Origin of the sequence: Candidatus Chlorohelix allophototropha (assembly GCF_030389965.1) — a bacterium.
In the GTDB taxonomy this organism is placed as follows: domain Bacteria; phylum Chloroflexota; class Chloroflexia; order Chloroheliales; family Chloroheliaceae; genus Chlorohelix; species Chlorohelix allophototropha.
The window spans coordinates 2,137,885-2,158,460 of record NZ_CP128399.1 but is presented as its reverse complement, the minus strand read 5'-3'; the positions used below and the strand labels follow the sequence as shown (position 1 = coordinate 2,158,460).

General features: G+C 47.4%; 17 protein-coding genes and 1 pseudogene. 9 read left to right on the top strand and 9 right to left on the bottom strand.

Annotated elements, in window-relative coordinates; all coding sequences use genetic code 11:
• Positions 1-44: 44 nt before the first annotated feature.
• Positions 45-1,856, bottom strand: a complete 1,812-nt coding sequence (locus OZ401_RS09530; RefSeq protein WP_341467995.1) for a reverse transcriptase/maturase family protein — start codon at positions 1,854-1,856, stop codon at positions 45-47.
• A 500-nt stretch (positions 1,857-2,356) separates the two neighbouring features.
• Positions 2,357-3,109 (bottom strand): ISL3 family transposase, encoded by a 753-nt coding sequence (locus OZ401_RS09525; protein WP_341467994.1) that lies wholly within the window; start codon positions 3,107-3,109, stop codon positions 2,357-2,359.
• Between the two features lie 274 nt (positions 3,110-3,383).
• Between OZ401_RS09525 and OZ401_RS09520 the strand changes: the two genes are divergently transcribed.
• From OZ401_RS09520 to OZ401_RS09505, 4 genes are all read left to right on the top strand, one after another.
• On the top strand, positions 3,384-5,741 hold the full coding sequence (locus tag OZ401_RS09520) for a LuxR C-terminal-related transcriptional regulator (protein WP_341467993.1): 2,358 nt from the start codon (positions 3,384-3,386) through the stop codon (positions 5,739-5,741).
• A gap of 15 nt (positions 5,742-5,756) precedes the next feature.
• Complete coding sequence (locus OZ401_RS09515) at positions 5,757-8,090, top strand: ATP-binding protein (RefSeq protein ID WP_341467991.1); 2,334 nt, start codon at positions 5,757-5,759, stop codon at positions 8,088-8,090.
• 183 nt (positions 8,091-8,273) lie between these two features.
• Positions 8,274-8,822 carry a GNAT family N-acetyltransferase gene (locus OZ401_RS09510; RefSeq protein WP_341467990.1) on the top strand — a complete coding sequence of 183 codons (549 nt, stop codon included), beginning with the start codon at positions 8,274-8,276 and terminating at the stop codon, positions 8,820-8,822.
• A gap of 114 nt (positions 8,823-8,936) precedes the next feature.
• On the top strand, positions 8,937-9,482 hold the full coding sequence (locus tag OZ401_RS09505; protein WP_341467989.1) for a YceI family protein: 546 nt from the start codon (positions 8,937-8,939) through the stop codon (positions 9,480-9,482).
• A gap of 132 nt (positions 9,483-9,614) precedes the next feature.
• Here OZ401_RS09505 and OZ401_RS09500 read toward each other — a convergent pair whose 3' ends face one another.
• A complete protein-coding gene (locus OZ401_RS09500; protein WP_341467988.1) occupies positions 9,615-9,845 on the bottom strand; it encodes a hypothetical protein in 231 nt (76 codons plus the stop codon).
• Positions 9,846-9,877: 32 nt separating this feature from the next.
• Between OZ401_RS09500 and OZ401_RS09495 the strand changes: the two genes are divergently transcribed.
• Both OZ401_RS09495 and OZ401_RS09490 read left to right on the top strand, forming a co-directional pair.
• Positions 9,878-11,029, top strand: a complete 1,152-nt coding sequence (locus tag OZ401_RS09495; protein ID WP_341467987.1) for a DDE-type integrase/transposase/recombinase — start codon at positions 9,878-9,880, stop codon at positions 11,027-11,029.
• A gap of 42 nt (positions 11,030-11,071) precedes the next feature.
• Positions 11,072-11,554, top strand: a complete 483-nt coding sequence (locus OZ401_RS09490; protein ID WP_341467986.1) for a hypothetical protein — start codon at positions 11,072-11,074, stop codon at positions 11,552-11,554.
• 283 nt (positions 11,555-11,837) lie between these two features.
• On the opposite strand, the pseudogene OZ401_RS09485 reads toward OZ401_RS09490, so the two are convergent.
• Positions 11,838-12,110: pseudogene (locus OZ401_RS09485) on the bottom strand (helix-turn-helix domain-containing protein); the annotation flags it as partial.
• Between the two features lie 513 nt (positions 12,111-12,623).
• Here OZ401_RS09485 and OZ401_RS09480 point away from each other — a divergent pair.
• Positions 12,624-14,012: an IS110 family RNA-guided transposase gene (locus OZ401_RS09480; protein ID WP_341467985.1), complete on the top strand. Its 1,389-nt coding sequence runs from the start codon at positions 12,624-12,626 to the stop codon at positions 14,010-14,012.
• 375 nt (positions 14,013-14,387) lie between these two features.
• On the opposite strand, the gene OZ401_RS09475 is transcribed toward OZ401_RS09480, so the two are convergent.
• The 3 genes from OZ401_RS09475 to OZ401_RS09465 form a co-directional block, all read right to left on the bottom strand.
• Positions 14,388-15,515 carry a glycosyltransferase gene (locus OZ401_RS09475; RefSeq protein WP_341467984.1) on the bottom strand — a complete coding sequence of 376 codons (1,128 nt, stop codon included), beginning with the start codon at positions 15,513-15,515 and terminating at the stop codon, positions 14,388-14,390.
• Between the two features lie 6 nt (positions 15,516-15,521).
• Entirely contained in the window at positions 15,522-16,016 is a 495-nt protein-coding gene (locus tag OZ401_RS09470) for an SRPBCC family protein (RefSeq protein ID WP_341467983.1), read from the bottom strand.
• A gap of 453 nt (positions 16,017-16,469) precedes the next feature.
• Positions 16,470-17,279 carry an alpha/beta fold hydrolase gene (locus OZ401_RS09465; RefSeq protein ID WP_341467982.1) on the bottom strand — a complete coding sequence of 270 codons (810 nt, stop codon included), beginning with the start codon at positions 17,277-17,279 and terminating at the stop codon, positions 16,470-16,472.
• Between the two features lie 227 nt (positions 17,280-17,506).
• On the opposite strand from OZ401_RS09465, the gene OZ401_RS09460 reads away from it, so the two are divergent.
• Together OZ401_RS09460 and OZ401_RS09455 are read left to right on the top strand one after the other, a co-directional pair.
• A complete protein-coding gene (locus OZ401_RS09460) occupies positions 17,507-17,710 on the top strand; it encodes a hypothetical protein (RefSeq protein ID WP_341467981.1) in 204 nt (67 codons plus the stop codon).
• Positions 17,711-17,715: 5 nt separating this feature from the next.
• Positions 17,716-18,951, top strand: a complete 1,236-nt coding sequence (locus OZ401_RS09455; protein ID WP_341467980.1) for a glycosyltransferase family 4 protein — start codon at positions 17,716-17,718, stop codon at positions 18,949-18,951.
• 37 nt (positions 18,952-18,988) lie between these two features.
• On the opposite strand, the gene OZ401_RS09450 is transcribed toward OZ401_RS09455, so the two are convergent.
• The gene (locus tag OZ401_RS09450) at positions 18,989-20,050 is read right to left on the bottom strand and encodes an aminopeptidase (RefSeq protein WP_341467979.1); all 1,062 of its coding nucleotides are present in this window, start codon (positions 20,048-20,050) and stop codon (positions 18,989-18,991) included.
• 109 nt (positions 20,051-20,159) lie between these two features.
• Positions 20,160-20,573 (bottom strand): secondary thiamine-phosphate synthase enzyme YjbQ, encoded by a 414-nt coding sequence (locus OZ401_RS09445; RefSeq protein ID WP_341467978.1) that lies wholly within the window; start codon positions 20,571-20,573, stop codon positions 20,160-20,162.
• Positions 20,574-20,576: the final 3 nt, after the last annotated feature.

The window sequence follows — 20,576 nt, the reverse complement described above, 5'->3', positions numbered from 1 at the left end:
ACGGTGCGGGCATCTTTCAATGCACACCGCTTTCCAGCATCGGTCTAGCCTGTCGCGGACTTCGGTACTCGTCGAAATGGTCGTCCATAGGTTACATCTTGATGGCAACTTTCACATAAAACTAAAGTTTTGCGCTTTCTTGCCGCCATTACTTTGACCCAGCCTGGCTTCTCTCGCCCAGGGTATCGCTCAAGCTCTTTTAACGCTCTAATGTGATGGACTTGTATTCGCTCAGCTTTTCCGCTGGCTCCACAATTTTCACATTTGTCCGCTAAAAGTCGTTTGACCAATTCCGTTCGAGGTGGCCAGTTGAAAACTTTCTTCTCGTCTTCAATCGAGGCTTTAATATCCCACTTCAGTGAAATATCGCCCCAGCGTGCTACCAACGGTTTCTTCCCTGGTCTTTCAATGGTTTCTTCCAAGACTTTGTAACGTTTTCCTTCTAACTCATATTCTGTCTGGTATTTCTGGTAGATTTTAGGTACCGACAATTTGAGTTTTGCCGCTATTGTTTTGGTTAAGGAAGTTTCCATTACCCCATCTAATCGGGTAAACGTGTGGAGGTTGTAGGCTAGTCGGTAGTATTCGACTAACCCTCGAAACTCATAACGATACAGATTTATGATGGTGAAAACGCTATCGTTAATTAGTTCCGTTCTTTGTAAAACTTTGCGGCTGTGTTGTTTGTAACGCTGGCATTTACTTTTCACAACCTCCTTTGGCACTCTGAGGCCAATGTTTCCATTGACACAACGACGACCAGTTGTATCGCGCCGACTGTTTTCGTGGATTGTGTGTATCTCGTAATTGAGAAAGTTGGCTTTTTGGGTTTTGGCATGCGTGATCAACGTTTTAGCCTCGGATAATTTTAATTCCAATTTCTGGCTTAAAAACTCTCCGATTTTTCGCTTAATCTCTTCTGCTTCCGCCTTAGAGCCAATAAAACCTAATAGAAAGTCGTCGCAATACCGAATGTATCTTAAACGTCGGTAGTTTGGATCATCAGGGTCTTGCGAAGGCAGTTTTTGAACCTGTTTCCATAGTTCGCGTCCTATTTCCGTTCGCCCTTTGGAAGTTTGGTAATAGGCACTGTGCTTGATCTTCTCGTATTGTGGATTAAGTCTTCTTCGTTCGCCCCTGGTGTATTCTGGAATAAGTGTAGTTTCGACCCATTTGTCCAGTTGGTCTAAAAGTAGGTTCGACAAAAGGGGGCTAAGAATTGAACCCTGCGGTGCTCCGCTATAGGTGGCATTCCATCGCCAATTTTCCAGGTAGCCTGCTTTTAGCAATTGGCTGATGAGCCGAACAAACCTCTCATCTTTAATATCCTCTCTGAGCCTGGCCTCAATCTTTTCATGAGACAGACTCTCGAAGCATTTTGAGATATCTCCTTCTATAAACCAAACTGTGCCAACCCAATTATGATAGATTTGTTGTAAAGCGGTATGACAACCTCGTTTTGGTCGAAATCCATGTGAGAAGTTGCTGAAACTTTGCTCATAGTAAGCTTCAAGAATGAGGCGAATTACTTCTTGTAACAGTTTATCCGACCAAGATTGTAGACCGAGCGGTCTCTGTTTGCCATCTTTGCGTGGAATGTAAACTCGTTTGGCTGGTTTCCAATGGTATTTCTCCTGACGTAATTTCTCGATGATAGCTTCAATTTTAGTCAGGCTCATCCCATCAGCGGTTTCTTTATCCGCTCCTGCCGTCATGGCTCCTTTGTTCCGATATATCTTACCGTAAGCCATTAGGTAGAGATTAGGATTGTAGAGAAGGCGATACACTCTTTCTAGTGGTAAGTTTTGAGTACCGCGCTTTTGGATGAGTTCGAGGATATTACGGGCTTCACGCATCACGCGCCCCTTTCTATACTCAACTCGCCGACACCTACCCTGCTGACCTTTGTCAAAGGGTCAACTCTGGCCTTCTTTCAAAGGCTGCCCCTTCGCCATGTACTGAGTTTTCCTCAGCCCGGACTACTATGGGGGTTCCGTGACCGTAGGTCTCGCGACCCGTAGGTCATCCCGCATCCCACTTGTTAGACGTTCTAGCTCGCCTTAGGTGCCCTTTCATCTCCTTGAATGGGTTCATTACCCATCACTCACCGAAGAGAGTGTTTTGCATCCCTCGTAATCTGATGCATATTTCGGTGACAGCGCGATAAACGTTATTAACGCTGAGTGTTCCTTACCACCGTTGGTAGATTAGGTTCGGCAATTCAGCTTCACCATAGCGAGCAGGACACCCTCAACCAGACCTAAACGTCTTCAGTCTGCTGAGGTTTTGTGGCATGCTACTGTCCTGTCTGGGTTTTCCCCATCGAGTAAGCCACCGTCCTAACGGTCTGTTACTCTCAACCGCTCCTTTCTCTAAAAGGTATCCAACAAGCGTCTATACGGCGCACCAAGAGGTGAAATCTATCAGCCACCTGAATCGCTTCTGGTGCTCCTCGCCTGGCACCATCAGCATAAGCACTGGCACGATCCCTACTGACTACCTCCACCCCTGGATGTTCCTCCAGCCATTTAGCTAATGTGTCGGCTTTTCGGTCAGCTAGTAAATCTACCGGGCAATGTTGCTCTAAATCGATCAAGATCGTGCCGTATTCGACCCCTTTCTTGTAACTCCAATCGTCCACTCCTAGAATTCGAGGAGTAGGTTGTAAAGGGATCGGCGTTTTTCGAATAATGCGTAATAGAGTATCACGGCTTACTTTTACACCCTCTTTAGCAGCTTGCCGAACACCCGGTCTACCTCCCAGCGCAAAAGCCAGATTTTCGAGCAAATGATATTGGCGAATGGTACGCCTGGCTTTTCTTTCGAGCAGAATTGGTACTTGTTCCGCAAAAGTGCGACGCGGGCAACCAGAATTATCACAAAAGAAACGGCGTATGGTTAAACTCAAGCTTACTTGTTGCCCGATTAACGGCAAGTCTGTCGGTTGTCTTTTGTAACGGCTATGCACCCGCTCCGCCGTAAATCTACAACTCGGACATTGTGTAGTCTGGTATGTTAAATGTGCTTCGAGAAGCAGGGTACTGCCTTCTTCTTTACAGGCATCAAGCTGAATTTCCCAGCGTGTAGGTAAAACAATTTCTTCTAACATAGGCTAGCTATTTCTAGGAATTAGAACACAATTACTACCCCCTAAATTATACCAATAATAGCTAGCTACCCTTTCCACCGATTCACGCATAGTGCGCCAGAACCATTTTTAAATTATCATAAACACCCTTAACCATATTCTGGTTACTGCAGAAATTTAATTTTGGTGGAAATTATCGTTTATATATCATATAATTTTTAGCATATTCATTTCTGGAGCAAAAATTGACTTTATCAGTTTAAATTTCACGGCTGCATTGTGGAGAGTGATTTTTATGACGATAGAACCTGCGCGTCCTTTGCATAATTTACCCCACCAGATTTCCAGTTTTATCGGCCGCCAGGCAGAACTGGCGCAACTCAAGACTTTAGTGCTTAATCAGCGACTCGTTACTCTCACCGGTACCGGCGGCGTTGGCAAAACCCGGTTGGCCATCCAAACTGCTGCCTCTCTGGCGGATACTTTCCCGGACGGGGTCTGGTTTGTACCATTAGCCACGCTTAACGATCCTAATCTGGTTCCTGAAAAAGTAGCCAGTTCGCTTGGCTTGAAAGAAACTACCGATAATCAGGTTGTAGATACGCTGAAGGCTTCCATGCATAATAAAACCCTTTTGCTGGTGTTGGACAATTGCGAGCATTTGCTGGAAGAGTGTGCCAGGTTGTCCAGTAATATTCTGGCAAGCTGTCCTGACTTACGAATTCTGGCTACTAGCCGTGAAGCACTTATGATAGATGGTGAAACCACTCTGCGAGTGCCCTCCCTGCCCGTGCCCGCCCTTTTCAATTTACCTGACAACCCTGAGCAACTGGCCGGTTATGAAGCGGTTCGGCTGTTTCTGGAAAGAGCGAGACAGGCTGTACCGGATTTTAAGTTGAACGGGAAAACCGCTCGACCGGTGGTCCAGATCTGCGTACGGCTGGACGGTATACCGCTGGCGCTGGAACTGGCCGCTGCCAGATTGCGCAGCCTGACGGTAGAGCAACTAACCGAGCGGTTAGACGACCGTTTCCGGTTGTTAAGTAGTGGTAATCGGGTGGCCCTTCCACGGCAACAAACTCTTAAAGCATTGGTAGATTGGAGCTTTGATCTGCTGGAAGAGCGAGAAAAGGTAGTGCTAAGGCGGCTAGCGGTATTTAGCGGCAAATGGAGGCTGGTGGCGGCCGAGGCAATTTGCAGTGGAGAATATGCGGGTGGCGGAATTCTTACTACGGGGGAAGTTTTAGATACCTTGCTGGAACTGGTCAACAAATCGCTGGTGCAGTTGGAGCGGGAGGAAGGGTGCTATTACTTGCTGGAGACTATCCGGCAATACTCCCTGGAAAAATTACAGGAGGCTGGAGAAGAAAAGACCTCCTTCCGGCGTCACAGAGATTATTACCTGAAATGGACTGAAGCGGTCGAGCGGGAGTTGGAAGGCCCGGAACAACTAAGCTGGAAATGGAAACTTGAGCAGGAGTTCGATAACCTGAGAGCAGCTATTGGCTGGTCAATTGAACAGGGGGAAATGGATTTTGCAGCCCGGTTTGCAATCGCGCTCCATAACTTTTGGATGTATTCCATACCGATTGAAGGGATTTACTGGTTAGATTTAATCCACCAATCAATAAAAAAACAGCCACTCGCAGCGCCTTTACAAGCTAATTTACTGAATCGGCTTGGAATTTTATATCATAATACCGGACGCTACAGTTTGGCGGTCGAGTGCCACCACGCGGCATTGGCTATCTGGCAGAAATTAGCTGACAGGGTCGGGATTGCCAGAGCGTTAATGGATCTGGGCTGGTGCTACTTTATCCAGGTAAAACTGACCGAGTCGCGGGCTTATGCTGAGGAAAGCCTGGCAGTGGCGCGAGAAACGGGCGATAAACGCTCGATTGCGGCGGCGCTTCATCTCAAAGGGATTACCCTGCTTCATAGCCAAAGATTTGATGAAGTATTTCCGGTAGAAGAAGAAGCGCTGGCGCTCTGGCGCGAATTGGGCGATGCCGGCAGTTTGCTTTCAAGCTCCGCCACACTATTAATTATCCAGATGCAACAGGGCCATTACGAAGAAGCCAAATCTTTGTTAGCCGAAAACCTGTTACTATTACCTAACCCGATTGCAAGCGGTATGCTGGGCAATTTGTTATTTACCATTGCCGTTAAAGCAAACAATCGACCGAAAGGGCTGGTTCAAGCCGCCCGCTTGATGGGCAAGACACGTGATTGGTACTTATCAAATTATCAATTACAAGTAATACCGCCCAATGTAGTAGCTTTTCTCAATCCAATAATTGAAGAAATAAGGCAGGGGCTTGGGGAAGAAAGATACGCGCTGGAGACCGCCACCGGTCAAAAGCTTACTCTTGAAGAATTCAAAGCTTTAGCCGCTGAGATACTAAAACCAGATATACCCGAAGTGCAACCTGAATCGGATACTGGTTATCCCGCAAACCTATCTGAGCGGGAGGTGGAAGTGCTACGGCTAGTGGCGCAGGGATTATCTAACCCGGAAATTGCTGAAAAACTGGTGCTCAGTCGTCGCACTGTGGAGGCGCACTTGCGCTCTATCTTCAATAAGCTGGACGTAACCAGCCGAACAGCGGCGGCTCGTTTTGCGGTGGAAAACGGTTTGCTCCAATCAGTTTGAAAGTGAGTTGGTCAGATGATGAGTATTTTCGGTCAAAAGCATAACCTTCCTGCCTCTCTAACCAGCTTTGTGGGTCGCCGCAAAGAACTGGAACAGATCAGACAACTTATGAATACCGCCCGACTGCTTACCCTCATCGGACCGGGTGGTTCTGGCAAGACCAGATTATCGATAGAAACGGCTACCTCTTTGCTTGAAAACTACCGCGACGGAGTCTGGTTCATCGAGCTGTCAGCTATCTCCGACCCGACACTGATACCCCAGACTATCGTCCGCGCGCTGGACTTGCTTGAACAGCAAGATACCCCACTGCTTGAAGCACTGGCCGTGTACTGGCGGGATAAAAAGATTCTATTAATTCTGGATAACTGCGAGCATCTGGTGGAGGAATGCGCCCGGATTACCTCCCAACTTTTGAAAAATTGCCCATATCTGCAAATTCTGGCAACCAGTCGAGAGGCGTTATCTATTGCAGGCGAGAATACTCTACTTATTCAGCCTCTATCGTTGCCAACCGCTGAAACAGGGCTTAACGGTTCCGAGGCGCTTCAGCTTTTTACTGAGAGGGTGCGGGCAGTACATCCCAACTTTGTTATTAATGCTAATAATGCGCAGCCGGTTTCACAGATTTGCCGGAAGTTGGAAGGCATACCGCTGGCGCTAGAACTGGCGGCTGCTCGCACTCGGTCTTTATCGGTAGAGCAGATTGCCGAACGGCTGGATCACCGCTTCCATCTTCTTACCAATTACGACCGCACTGCGGAGCCACGCCAGCAAACCCTTTATGCGCTTATTGAATGGAGTTATAGTCTGTTACCTGAAAGGGAAAAGGTTGTATTTCTCCGACTGTCAATATTTACGGGAGGTTGGACTCTTGAGGCAGCAGAGTCCGTGTGCGCCGGTAGATTTCAAGCTAAAACGGGGCAAAAGCAAATTGATCAGGCTGAAGTGCTAAATCTAATGAGTCAGTTAATCAATAAGTCGCTGGTACAGATGGAGCAGACTCCAAATGTGCGCTATCGCATGCTCGAAACTATTCGCCAGTACGCGCTGGAAAAGCTTTCTGAAAGCGGCGACCTTGAAGTCACCCGCCAACGTCACGCCGCGTATTACCTAGAACTGGCAGAACAAGCCCGTACCAGACTCACCGGATCGGAGCAGATTTACTGGCTGGAGCGGCTGGAAACCGAGCACGATAATCTGAGGGCGGTATTGGGCTGGGCTACTGCCCCTGTACCAGAGCAGACAAACGATTCAATTTCGCCTGACTTCTCTGAGCCTTATCTGGTGGGGCTACGGCTAGGCGGGGCGCTCTGGCGTTTTTGGCAATTGCATATTCACACCATAGAAGGCTCGCGCTGGCTGGAAAAAACGGTAGCGTTGGCAGAAGGAAAACCCGTGCCGATTCAGCTTAAAGCGAGGGCTTATCACGGGCTGGCTATTTTATTGAGCACGCTGGATTTTGAACGTTCGCTATATTATCACCAGGAAAACCTGCGCTTGCGACAAGAGATGAACGACCTAGCTGGCATTGCCGATGCCTATAACGGGTTGGGCTGGGTATATTTCAATTACCAGCATGATCTGGCGAAATCCCACCACTTGAGCCGGGAAAGCGAGGCATTAGCCCGCCAATTAAACGATAAATGGCGCATCGCTGCCGCACTTACTTTACGTTGCTTGCTGGCTATCGCCGACCAAGACCCGGTCAGTTCTATTCCGCTGGCTTATGAAGGGAACAGGCTTTTTCAGGAGACGGGAGATTTCTACAGCGCCACCACCGGTTTCATTGGGCTTAGCTCTATGATGCTGGTGGCGGGAGATTACAAGGCAGCAAGAAAACTTTTTAAGGAAAATTTACCACTGATATTACAATATAAAAATAAAATTGCGATGCTGGTGGCGCTGGTTCATATTGCGGGGTTGGCGGGTTTGGAAGCCAATGAGACAGGACCGGAAAGCGCCCGACTAGGTGCACGGTTAATGAGTGCCTCCATGGAGCTAGGAAAAAACTGGACCCTAGGAGATGAGCCGCCTTTCTCAAAAAGAATCAGAGAACCGCTGCTGCAGGCTATTCGCTCTCAATTGGACGAAGCCACCTACGAGGCTATGGTAACAGAAGGCAAACGGTTGGCAATGGAGGAAGCGCTGGCGCTGGCGCAACAAATCGTTAACTCAGAACCCGAACTAAAACCTTATCCGGCTGATACATCCCCGTCTGGTTCAACCTCTCCTGCGGGCCTATCAGAACGCGAGGTAGAAGTACGTGGAGGCGCATTTACGCTCTATATTCGCCAAAATAGATGTCACCTCTCGCACTGCTGCCACCCGTTTCGCGGTGGAAAATAAGCTCACCTGATATAACTCTTCCATTTATGCCTGAACCACAATAAGTAACCTCACCTATTCAGTCTAAGCGGGCGAATAGGTGAGAGTGTTAGGTGTACTCACCGATGCCTACTTTAGTTTGCCACGCTAAACTGAAACCAGCTTAAACAGGTAATTCAACTAAAGTTTTCAAGGAGGCAGGCGATGGTAGCGGCAATCAGTTCAAACAAACTTTTCGAGAACACCGCCCGTGCCAAAAACGGGCAACAAACGCTGACCTGGACGGTGACATCCGCCACCGCTGATGATCGAGCTGAGATCAAGGCGCTTTTCTGGAAATTGCACGCTTTTAACTCTGCGCTGGATCATCGTTTTGCTCTATCCGAGGAATGGGAAAGCTGTTTTGAGACGCACCTAGCCGAAATAGTGGAAGGAAACAAGGCGATTTGCTGGCTGGCGCGCGATAAAGAAAGTGGCAAAGCTTGCGGGATGTTGATCGCGGCGATCCACCGGGATTCAGTTCTCTGGCGGTGCCGGGAGTGGGCAGAAGTAGAAGCGCTCTTTATCGAGAATCAGTGGCGGGGCAGTGGCATGGCTGAAGCTTTGCTAGAAACCGCTGGTGAATGGGCGTTGGAAAAGGGGCAGACGGTAGTGCAACTCTATGTAACCGCCAGCAATCAGCGCGCCATCAGCTTTTACCGCCGCGAAGGTTTTGTCCAAACTCAGTCCATAATGCGCAAGGTGTTGGATTGAAAAAAACCTTCAATGTTTTTACCGTAGATATATATGAGCGTGTGGCTGGCGCTCCAGAAAAGAAAAATAAGCTTGAATTACTGAGTACCAACAGATTTAGAAAGGATAACAAAAATGGGCTGGAAAATAGAAGGTGAAAACACGCTGATTGAGTTCAGGGTTAAGAAGTTTTGGGGGTTGGTTAAAGTCAGGGGAAAAATGACAATGCGACTGGCTAATTTTAATCTTGAGGGGGTCAATCCAGGGAATTGGTCAGTTTACGCCGAGATAGACCCTGCAAGCGTAAATACCGGAAATGCCCGACGCGATAAACACCTAAAAACAGCAGATTTCTTCGAGGTAGAACGCTATCCGCTCATCACTTTCCGAAGCGCCAGTATTGAACAGTCGGATGAGACTCATTTATCGGTAAAGGGGGGGCTTACTATTCGAAATATAACCCGTACGGTAACTTTAGACGTTACCTTAATTGAAGAATCCAATATTGAAGCACCCCAATTCAGGGCAGCAACTACTCTTCTTCGCAGGGATTTTGGCTTGAACTTCAACCGGATGCCCATTGGGCGTGAAGTAGAAATAAGCGTCCAGGTCAAAGCCCTTAATTATTCTGCAGCGCTTCACTTAGCTAAATCCTATGAAAGCCGAGTTGGATTGAACTGAAAACAATTTAGCGGTCAATCCGTTTCGGGACTGACCGCTGCTGGCTCGCAAGGGGCGCGATGGAGATGTATGAGGAGTGTGGGGGGATTTGTGAGTTTTTAAGGGTCGGAGTGGTTACCGACCCTTCTCCCGCTAGACCGCTTTCCGGCTTTTGCGGCTGCTGCTTTTCTTGCCTGCCACTACTCCTGCCAGTTGGAGTGGTTGCACCTGTGCCTGATTACCGATGGGCGGATCGTCATCTTGGCGGCTTTTGCTCTCTGCTATCAGGCTGAAGCTCTGTACCGCGCTTCCTCGCGGGAAAAGTAACCTTGACCTGAAATTTGCCGCACGAGTAATATTACCCGAAACATTTTTTACTAACATTTCTAGCTAAAAAATCTTGTGGAGGGTAATAAATGAAATCAACTATGAGTTATGGATCCAAACGTGAACTTCTGGATCGGGTAGCCCCTCGGTATCGGGAAGCTAACCTTTCCCAAAAATCGCTGATCCTCGACGAATTTATCGCTACCACTGGTTATGCCCGTAAATATGCTATTCGGTTACTTACCCAGCCTCAGACTGATCCTACTCTCACCCCACTAACTCGGATTAGCCGCCCTCGCCCACCAATTTATGGTCCAGCGGTTAAAGATGCCCTGACTACTGCTTGGGCCGCCGCTAATTTTATTTGTGCTAAACGATTGGTACCATTCTTGCCAGAACTAATCCTTGCTCTCGAGCGGCACGGTCATTTAACCCTTACCAATTCCCTTCGCGCTCAACTCCTTTCAATTAGTCCAGCTACGGCTGACCGCCTGCTTAAAGCTGCCCGACAAGCTGACCAGCCTCACGGCATTAGTACCACTAAAGCTGGGAAGTTGCTTAAACATCAGGTGCCAATCCGCACTTTCGCCGAATGGAATGAGGTCAAACCCGGTTTTCTGGAAATTGATCTGGTGGCTCATTGTGGCAATAGTGCTGAAGGTAGTTACCTTTACACCCTGACCCTAACCGATGTCGCCACCGGCTGGACTGAATGTCAGGCTTTACTTCAGCGTAGTCAACACACCGTAATTCAGGCTTTAGATCGGGTCCGGCTACTTTTACCTTTTCCAATACTGGGAATAGACTCTGACAATGGAAGTGAGTTTATTAATAACGAGCTGATTGCTTATTGTGAACGGGAGAAAATTACTTTCACCCGTGGGCGACCTTACAAAAAGAATGATCAGTGTTTTGTCGAGCAGAAAAATGGTGCGATGGTACGCCAACTGATTGGTTATGACCGTTTTGAAGGCGAAAAAAGCTACCGGCAATTAGCGGAGGTCTATCGGGCCACGCGGCTCTATGTCAATTTTTTCCAACCCTCGATGAAACTACCGGTTAAAACTCGGAAAGGGAGTAGCCTCTACCGTAAATATGATCAAGCCCAAACTCCCTTCCAACGGCTTGGGGACGCTCAGATACTGACCGCTGAGGCTAAAAATCAGCTGGAAGAGGTAGCCCGTGCTCTTGACCCGGTACAACTTCTGGCGCAACTCCAAACATTACAAAATGCTTTGTAGAAGCAAGCTCTCTTACCAGCAAAAGCTTTTGAGCCGGTAGGAGTGGTAGCAACTACACCTACGAATGCCGTCAAATTTGATGTCAAAAGTTGCGTGGGTGCAAATAGTCGAATAATTAGTGGTGATGGCGAGTTAACTTTGCAGCCGCTAGAAATAGCCCTTGATTTAACCAGAGGTAAACGTCACTATCATTGTAGCCAGAAATCAGCAGTACCACGTAGCTATCGCACCCGAATAGATCCTTTTTTAGAGGTAAACGACGAATTGAAAACCTGGCTTCGAGAAGAACCTGGTGGCACGATAACGTCGCTGTTTCAAAAGTTACAAAGGAAGTACCCTGGTAAGTTTCCGGCGGTGCAAGTGCGAACTTTGCAGCGTCGGATGAAAGAGTGGCGGGCCGAGATGATAATCGAATTTGATGATGATTGGTTGCAGGAAGATCTGGCTATTCAGGAGATTTTACCACGGCCATTACGGGCGAGTGAGATGACTCTAATACTGGAAAATGAGCCCAGCCAAGTTTGATTTTAGCTTGCTCACGCGGTTAAGGGTTAAGTAATTTTAAGAAAAGGCTGGCGGCATTTGTGCCGCCAGCCCGACCTCACCGCGACCAGACAAGCTGGCCGCTCTTCGGTCGCAAATAGTAAAAGTCTGAAGGATATTGTGGTAGAGTAGGGTAAGATTTATAATGAAGCAATCAATTGTGCTATTCGGAGTGGTAATATTACTCGTGAGGCAATGGTTTCTCTCCGGTAAGATTCTTTCTTGAGGCAATTCGCATACCTTTCTAATTGACTTTCAACATCTTGAGCTCATTACTGACCCGTAACTGACCGAAAGCCGGCTGGTCAAAGGCGAAGGTGACCACGGCTTCTTCGACCTAGGGTTCGACCCGGTTAGCCGGGAGAGGCTTTTTGCGGCTGACATCGAGCAGGGCCAGTTCACCACCGCTCTCGAACAGTTCGCGGTAGCGGTAGAAAGTATCGCGGGAATAGCCCAGGACCTGGCTGACATTGCCTAACTCCTCGGCTAATTTGAGCAAGCCCACGCGGGCTTTAATGATTTTTTGTTCGGCTGACATCGGACACTCCTTCTGCTAGTGTTTGGTTTTAGTTTAGCATATGTGTCCGATCTAGTCCTAATCATTACACTTAAAGTTGAGTGTATGTACCTACCCCCCGAATCAGCAAGATTGAGACAGAACCAAAACTGGCTCATCCGCAGGTTCGCTGATGTGTAATCCATTTTGAGATTAGATTACGGTTAAGGTTACACAATTCCGGTTCAAAATGTAGCTGAATCAGCGAGATTGCGGATGAGCCAGTCTTTATTATCGCTCAACAAAATGTTCTGTAAAAATCTCCCCCGGTTCTGCTTGGTCTCGATGTGAGTTCTACTTATATAATAGTTTTGAACAAAGAAAAGCTTAGACTACAGCAAAGTACTCAAAAGCTAATAGACTGATGGTAACGGGAGAACCGAGGTCTCGACTTACGGCTTCATAACTGGATAGCAGTGGAGAAGACCGACTTGCAAAGACTGTTCCCCGACCATTAGCGCTAGTAGCGGCAATTAGGCTTGTTACAGCGCAGTTATGCGACTGGCTATCCGCGATAAGCTTACGCACGCGCTGAATGGTTGGGTGTCCCGTAAGTTCAATAGTGCATTGTGTAGCAGCCCTTTTAGCTGGACTAAGGTGCAAAAAATGATTACTCCTCCATGTGAAACCCCAAAGCAAGCCTCAATAGGTCGGCTGTTTGCCGTGGGTATTGATGTAGGTTGTGAGAAGTGTAGTATAAGTGTACTTCGCCCTGACAAAACAGTAGTCATCAAGCCTCTCGAATTTACTAATGACGCGCAAGGTTATGCTTTTGTGCTGACTAAGCTCGAAAGTTTAGGGGTAATACCAGCTCAAATCACCATCGGCTTGGAAGCGACTGGACGTTACTGGGAAAACTTGTATCACTATCTAGCCAGATTGGGTTATAATTTAATTCTTTTACATCCGGTCCAAACCCATCAGTTCGCACAACGTCGTGGTTTACGGGCTAAAACTGATGCCTTGGATGCTGGAACGATTGCCAGGGTAGTCCTAAGCGATGAGGCTCGACCAGCTTATGTGCCAGGTGATTTGGTGGCGACCTATCGCGAATTAGTTCGGCTTCATTCCAACCTAGCCGATGAAATTGGTCGCTATCGAAATGAAATTCACGCCTTACTTTTTGTTATATTTCCAGAATATACTCAGGTCTTTGCTGACCCCTGCCGCCCCACTGCCCTGTCCTTATATCCTAGCCGTCAAGCAATTGCAGAAGTTCCTATAGGAATTCTAAGTGCTAAACTCATTGAATTAAGTAACGGTCATTATGGTTTGAAAACCGCTGAACGGCTACTTACATTGAGTAAAAAATCTGCCAGTAGTGGGCTTGCCAGTAATGCCCGTGCCCATGGCTTAGTGATTTTGTGCGACCAATTGCTACATACCCAGGCTAACCTTGAGATTTTAGAAAGTGAAATTGCTCAACTACTGCAAAAAGATGAAGCAGCCAAGAAGTTGGCTGAAATCCCCGAATTTGGACCAAAAACCATCGCAGGGTTACGGGCAGAGCTAGGCGAAGTTGGACGTTTTACCAATTGTAATCAGGTGGTGGCCTACGCTGGGCTAGATTTAACCGTGAAGGAAAGCGGAAAATGGAAAGGCAAGGTGAAACTTTCCAAGCGTGGCAGTGGTCGGTTGCGGCGCCTGTTATACATGGTGGCATTAGTCAGTTTGCGTCTTAAAGTATCTGCCTTTGGGGACTATTACCGCGAATTAAGGAAGCGTGGCATGAATGGGCGCAGTGCATTGATGGCGGTTATGCGTAAGATGTTAATCACAGCTTACTCTTTGTTAAAGAACGACAGCACCTTCGACCCGAAAAAAGTCTGGATCGGTGCTAAGTTTGTGGCCAAAGAGTTACCATTGGTTGCTCAGGTGGCTTGACAAACTACGATGGCTTCTTTCTTCAAAACTATTATATAAGTCGAGCTTAGAAGTTTTTCTAGGCTCTGACCGGGCTTTAAGGTCGGAAGACACCTAATCCTCGGAAGGGGATTGAAACCATGCTAGCCGGCGCATTCCAGGTAAAATTTAAGCTATAGAACAAGACCACTGGTTGGTGGTTAGGTTGGAGGTGGGCTTTTTGTGCCTAAAGAGGGGAAAAGGCCTTCGATCAGCAATTTTATTTTGGTTTTATTGAAGGAAATTCGCAATCATTCTTAGCAGGTCGTAACCGGAAAATCTATAAGTCATTCTATTTGTAGATTAGGCTGCTCTACACATAAATCGGGATGTCATCGGGGGTTAGGGGATGAATAGTTACTTGTTCTTTGAGGTGTTCAGCGCTTGCGCAAACAAATCATAGTGGCGACGTGCTACTTGAGCTTGGGTATAATTGGCGTTGACCCTTTCCAAGCCGCGTTGTGCTAACTCTGTGCGCAAGGTGCTATCATCCATCAGCTTTTGTAGGTTTTCCGCCAGCGCAAGAGCACTGCCTTCGGGGAAAACCAACCCGGCATCGCCAATCACATAGGGGATTTCTCCGCTGCTGCTGCCCACCACCGGAGTTTCACAAGCCATTGCCTCCACCAATACTCGCCCGAACTGCTCTTTCCAGTTCGAGGTAGTGAGCGAAGGTAACACAAGCGCATCCAGCCCACTCATGTAAGCGGGAATTTCAATGCTACTGACAGCCGGAATAAATTCGACCTTTTGCGCAATGCCAAGCCTTTGCGCCGCTTCCTCGATAACCGCTTTTTGCGGACCTGCACCGATATATACGAGCCTGAAATCACCCTTTAGACGAGCGCAGGCTTCCACCGGAGTAACCAAACCTTTTTCCGGCACGAGCCTGCCGATATAACCCACCGTAAATACACCCGGCTTTTTGAATCCGGTAGGTGGTTCGCAGCGTTGAAATAGGGTGGTATCTACCCCAAACTGAGGACAAACCGCCAACGCCCCAGCATAACCCCTACGCCGTAGTAAGGCGCGGGCTTCATCGTTTCCGGCAAGTGCGCCCGCAGTATGCTTGAAATTGTAGCTCTCGAAGTTTTTGAAAGGAGGGGGATACTCTCGATAGGTGTTAGCCCAGTTAAAAAAGACCGAAACAGCCCCATATTTCTCCGCAAGCCAACTACCATGCGCGGTGGCAAGATTAAACGACTCTTCCTCCATGAACACAATATCGGGACGAAGGCGTTTTATCCATTTTCCTAGACCGGGGTAAAAGTGGAGATGGAAATTTCCGTTGAGCGTCATTGGCTCAACAATAAGTTCGTACCCGCTGGTGTAAAGCTTTTCTAGGTAAGTGCGCCCAACTCTCGGTTCTTCCCAATAAGGTGGAACAATAAGAGTAAGTTGCTCTACTCCCGGTATGGCGGCAAGTTCTTCGAGCTTGCGCTGCCCTACACCAAGCGCGGCTTTCGTAACGGTCAATATTTTCATCAGGTCTTATACAGCAGCCAATTGTAGTGCCGGGACATGATGCGCCCTTTTACGGCTTACTATATCATTATGCACCAATTTGGCGTAAGCTTGCACTACCTGTCGGGCTTTAGGGCGCAATATATACCAACCCATTTTGCCCAATAATCCCCCAAGACCTACCTCAACCTCGATCGTAACCTTCGAACGTTTTTCCCCCAACGGTAAGGTTTGCGTTCTGGCAGTAGCCTTAAAGTGCGCCCCGGTCATACAATCGGTTGCGCCCCCATCAATATCAACCCGGCAGGTTCTGTGATCTATCAGGGTGATATTCATGTTTCCGGTAAACACAAAATTAAAAGGACCGATGTGAACCTTCACTGCACCTAAATAGTGAAGTGGACTAGCTTCGGTAACTTTAATTACGCCGGGAATGACAAGAATAGGAGAAGGAAAATTAGATAAAAACTCCCAAGCATCCGCGTGGGGACAATCGATGATGAATTCTTCCTTAACAATCATTATGAATTTTCTCCAAAAAGAGTCTGACTCAACCGCATATACGGGAACCAGCTGAATTGATTCTGTAACGTTCAATCAGGTTGAGCCATTGCTATCCCCGCTCCCTAAAGAGCGGATGGGCTTGGAATACCCCTTGATAACTTCCGATACTCCTTTGGATCCTAGAATATTTCCCTCTAATTCTAGTTTACTAGAATTGTCAAGATATTCACAAACAACCTCTAGCAAGTGGGTATCCAAAAATGGTAAGCGCATTTGCTACTCGGTAAAGTTAATCAAGCGATAAATCGTTGCCGATTAACTTTTTTACATTACATAACAAACCTCAACTGAGAGATAATGTTAAGCAACAGTCCCTAGAAACCAAGAATAACCCAAATCAAACACGACTGCAACTAAACCAATGCGTTTTTACCATCTTTTAACGTCAAAGAGTATCAAGTTAATTTTTCTCTAATGTTCAGCTCTTAAAAACGTCAGAACTTCTCTATTGAAAACATAAGATTGGTCAAACATCAAGCTGTGAGTGCCGTTTTCGATCAAAGCCAAACGGGCATTCGGCAATAAAGCTAAGGTGCGCTGCCCTAACTGTGGAGGCAATACCGAATCGGCAGTACCCCATACCACCAGCGTAGGCGTAACCACTTTACGCAGGGTTTCTTCCACTTCCGGGTCATTGAAAATTGCATAAATACTTTGCCCAAGCGCCAGCATATCGGTGCGCATTGTGCCAACCGCAATTGAGATAGTCTGGTTCAGCGGCACTTTCACTTTTGGGACTTTGCTGACATAACTCGCCCAAGCCTTAAAAGAGAGCGGAATGCCATTGGGCGCAACCAACACCAATTTATCCAGCATTTCAGGGTGATTCGCCGCTAACCTTGCGGCTATTTGCCCTCCCATGCTATGCGCTACCAAATGAACCTTTTTTAATCCGACTAAATCCAGCCAGCTTTTTACAAAATCCGCGCCCCGATTAATCGTAAACCTACCGGGCAGCCTTTTACTCCTGCCAAAGCCGGGCAAATCCAACGCATAAGTACGATAGAACTTGCTGAACAAGGGCATGTTCTCATGCCACCAGTTCAGCTTGCCACCAATACCATGTATCAAAATCAGCGGTGGCTTATCCAGCGCGCCACTGACCTGATAATGTACTTGTAGCGCACCTACTCGGCAATAAACATCTTCTACCGGGTAAATCTGCCCTAGCAATTCCTTTATTTCTTGATTTAAAGACGTTTCTTTAAGCGTCTGGGACATTTATACTCCAATGATGGGTTAAATTTATTTGTGACAGGAATTATTACAACCCATTAATTACATTAACTCAAAATCGGTCAAATAAAATTATGCTATAATATAGAGGCTGTGAATTTCTGTACAATATCTCCACTTAATAATTATAATGCAGGATACGTAATGTGTAATGTAATAAATATATCTATAGCATTACAGATTTTTTATCTAGATGAAAGAGGTGAAAAGCCTTGTCAAGAATAGTTGGAACAGCTTTACTATTAGGTTTATTGTTCGCTGCCGTGTTAAGTTTGGTTTTGCTAGGAGTACAGTGGGCGCGTTACGCGGATGCAAATCCCGCCCCTAAAAAAGCTGTTATCTATACGCCCTCTTCGAGCGTAGCCGGTTACACGCTGGTAGATAGTAGAATAGCTTACAATTGGAGCATTAATTAATCTCAATGCGGGTTGCAATAAACGGGCAGTTCTGGAATCAGGAATTTACCGGAAGCGGGCAATATACTCGTCACCTTTGGAACGAACTTTTAGAACTCAATACCGCGCTTGAAGATTCGTATTACCTGCTTGGCGATGGCGTATCCTTTAAGGGGGTTGCCACCGACCAACAATTCCAGATACAACCGCTCGCTCCGCTACGACGCGCTGGGGGTAATGTTCAAAAGGTTTGGTGGGAGCAAATAGGCTTACCCACCCTAGTAGAGCGTAATTCTACCCTCAAACAAACGCTCGATGTGGTGCATTACCCCTATTTTGCTGCTCCACTGCTCGGTTTGAAAAAAAATGCTGCCTTAGCCGTAACCATCCATGATTTAATTCCTCTTGCCCTACCGATTTACAGTTCCGGTCGCGCTGCCTCGTTATATTTTCGTCTTGTAAGCGCGGCAGCCCGACGTGCCGACCTCATCTTTGCAGACTCCGAGTACAGCAAACAAGATATTCTGAAATTCCTTAAAGTGCCTCCCTCTAAAGTTGCAGTTGTCTATCTGGGGGTAGAAGCGCGTTATCAAGCGGGGCGTGTGGCTGAGCAAGAGCGGCAAGCCCTCTTAAAACGCTACGGTTTGAACGGGAATGAGCGCATTATTTTTTATCTGGGCGGCTTTGATGTACGAAAGAATTTACCCATGTTGGTAAACGCTTTTGCCCGCGCCCTCCCCCGTTTAAAAGAACTGGAACAACAGGACGACGGCGGACGTTGGACGTTGGTATTGGGCGGCAAGCGGCATAGTAGCAATCCGATTATGTATCCAGACTTGCAAACGCCTATCCGCAAAGCTTTGGGTGAGGGCGAGGATGCCAAGCGCGTCCATTTTACCGGGCTTATAGACGAAGCCGATAAACCTTTGTTCTATTGCGAGGCAGATATGTATGTCTTTCCTTCCCGCTACGAAGGGTTTGGACTCGATCCGTTAGAAGCCTTAGCCAGTGGCGCGCCGGTTATCTGCTCAAATGCCACTTCACTACCGGAGGTAGTGGGGCAAGCGGCATTGCTTGTTGCGCCCGAAGATGAAAAAGGCTGGACAAATGCTATCGTAAAAGTGGCTTCCGACCCAAGCGCACGCCGGGAATTGTCAGAACTAGGTCCGATTCAGGCACAAAAATTTACGTGGCGCAAAACCGCCGAACGTACCCTCGAACTTTACCACATGCTGGAATGTATCAGAACCAGAGGTAATTAAAAAGCGGCGCGTCCTAAAGAACGAACCGCGCAGATTCCTATTGTGCGAGGAAGGTGAATTTGCCGCCGCGCATAATCTCGTTGCCATCCACCCAGATATTGCAATTCTTAGCAATGGCATCCACATGGGTAGGTGCGCTCCAATCGGCGCCGGTCTGGCTACCATAGGGGTCACCAAGCGCAATGTGCATACCCGGCAGTTTTTCATCCTGCAACAGGTTGTAAATCATCTTCTTTACGCCGATATTAGCCCCGATTGCCCACTCCCCAATGCGGTCGCTGTTCTCGCTCAGATGTACATAACGCCAGAACTCGGTTTGCAGATATTTGTTATCGCAGTGCGCCGAACGTAGCCGATTATTTTCAATCTCCAGTGTAATCGGAAATTCTTCAAGATTACCGTATTTCTGGGAAAAGTAATCGCCGATTGTGCCATCCACTACGTAGATGCCGTTCACGTTCTGCGGGGCAGTGAAAACCTCTCCGGCAGGTAGATTCGACCAGATTTGCGGGGTAATCATCCCGCAGGTCTTAATCCACTTAATATCGGGGTCAAAAGTAGCTTCAATATCGGTTCCGGCAGCGGTTTTACAATTGATAGTGTGGCAAGCAGATACCATACTATGGATTTTAGACCCAATACTATCTACCACAGTGTAATCAGCCCGCATACCTTGCAGCATTATTTCGGGCGAAATCATCACCATATGGGCATAGCGAATTTGCTTTTGCTCGATGATGTTTACAAACTGTTTGCGGGCAGGTAACTCGCCTTGCTGAGATTGCACCGCGTAAAGCGCCACTTGACTTTTGGCAATAGCTTCAAGGATGGGCTTAGGCATATTTACCATCGGGCGCGTGCTGTAATCCTCTATTACATAGGGCGTAACAATTGCGCCTGCTTTTACGGAAGCCTCAAACAGCGATGCCCCAATTTCGATTGTCTCTTCATCAGTTACAACCGTCATTACCTCGCCGGGTTGAACCTTAAGGCAGGTATTGATCGCGTTAAGCGCGCCCTCACGATAATCAGGGTTAAAGGGTAATTCTTTCAGGCTGTCGCTCAAATGGCGCGTAGGATACCGATTAATTTCAGTCAAACTTTCAAAACCTCACATTCAGGAGTAGCCCCTACATCATAATAAATGCGGTAATTGAGGAGTATTCTACCATATAATGTTAGTTAACCAAACCCCCAATGATAATTCGCTACTCCCCAATTATTTTTATTATGATTCGTTTCTGGCGGCGACCATCAAATTCGGCATAATATATCTGCTGCCACGGTCCGAAATCGAGTTTGCCATTGGTAACCGGACACGTTACCGAAGAATGTAGCAACAGGTTTTTAAGATGGGCATCGCCGTTGGTTTCTCCGGTGCGATGATGCAGATAGTCTGAGCGAGCGGGCGCAAGCTTCTCCAACCACTGTTCAATATCGTGGATTAAACCATCTTCTGCATCATTTATGTAAACTGAACTGGTGATATGCATACTGCCGACATATGCCAGCCCTTCCTTAATACCGCTTTCCCGAATTGCATCCGCAACCTCACGGGTAATATTGATATACTCATGCTCGTTACGGGTATTGACGGTCAGATACTTTGTAAGACTTTTCAAGCG

Coding starts and splice junctions, on each gene's coding strand:
- OZ401_RS09525 (WP_341467994.1), bottom strand. CDS start 3,109: ATGTTAGAAGAAATTGTTTTACCTACACGCTGGGAAATTCAGCTTGAT.
- OZ401_RS09500 (WP_341467988.1), bottom strand. CDS start 9,845: ATGTTAGTAAAAAATGTTTCGGGTAATATTACTCGTGCGGCAAATTTC.
- OZ401_RS09475 (WP_341467984.1), bottom strand. CDS start 15,515: ATGAAAATATTGACCGTTACGAAAGCCGCGCTTGGTGTAGGGCAGCGC.
- OZ401_RS09465 (WP_341467982.1), bottom strand. CDS start 17,279: ATGTCCCAGACGCTTAAAGAAACGTCTTTAAATCAAGAAATAAAGGAA.
- OZ401_RS09515 (WP_341467991.1), top strand. CDS start 5,757: ATGATGAGTATTTTCGGTCAAAAGCATAACCTTCCTGCCTCTCTAACC.
- OZ401_RS09470 (WP_341467983.1), bottom strand. CDS start 16,016: ATGATTGTTAAGGAAGAATTCATCATCGATTGTCCCCACGCGGATGCT.
- OZ401_RS09530 (WP_341467995.1), bottom strand. CDS start 1,856: ATGCGTGAAGCCCGTAATATCCTCGAACTCATCCAAAAGCGCGGTACT.
- OZ401_RS09520 (WP_341467993.1), top strand. CDS start 3,384: ATGACGATAGAACCTGCGCGTCCTTTGCATAATTTACCCCACCAGATT.
- OZ401_RS09455 (WP_341467980.1), top strand. CDS start 17,716: ATGCGGGTTGCAATAAACGGGCAGTTCTGGAATCAGGAATTTACCGGA.
- OZ401_RS09505 (WP_341467989.1), top strand. CDS start 8,937: ATGGGCTGGAAAATAGAAGGTGAAAACACGCTGATTGAGTTCAGGGTT.
- OZ401_RS09510 (WP_341467990.1), top strand. CDS start 8,274: ATGGTAGCGGCAATCAGTTCAAACAAACTTTTCGAGAACACCGCCCGT.
- OZ401_RS09495 (WP_341467987.1), top strand. CDS start 9,878: ATGAAATCAACTATGAGTTATGGATCCAAACGTGAACTTCTGGATCGG.
- OZ401_RS09480 (WP_341467985.1), top strand. CDS start 12,624: ATGCGACTGGCTATCCGCGATAAGCTTACGCACGCGCTGAATGGTTGG.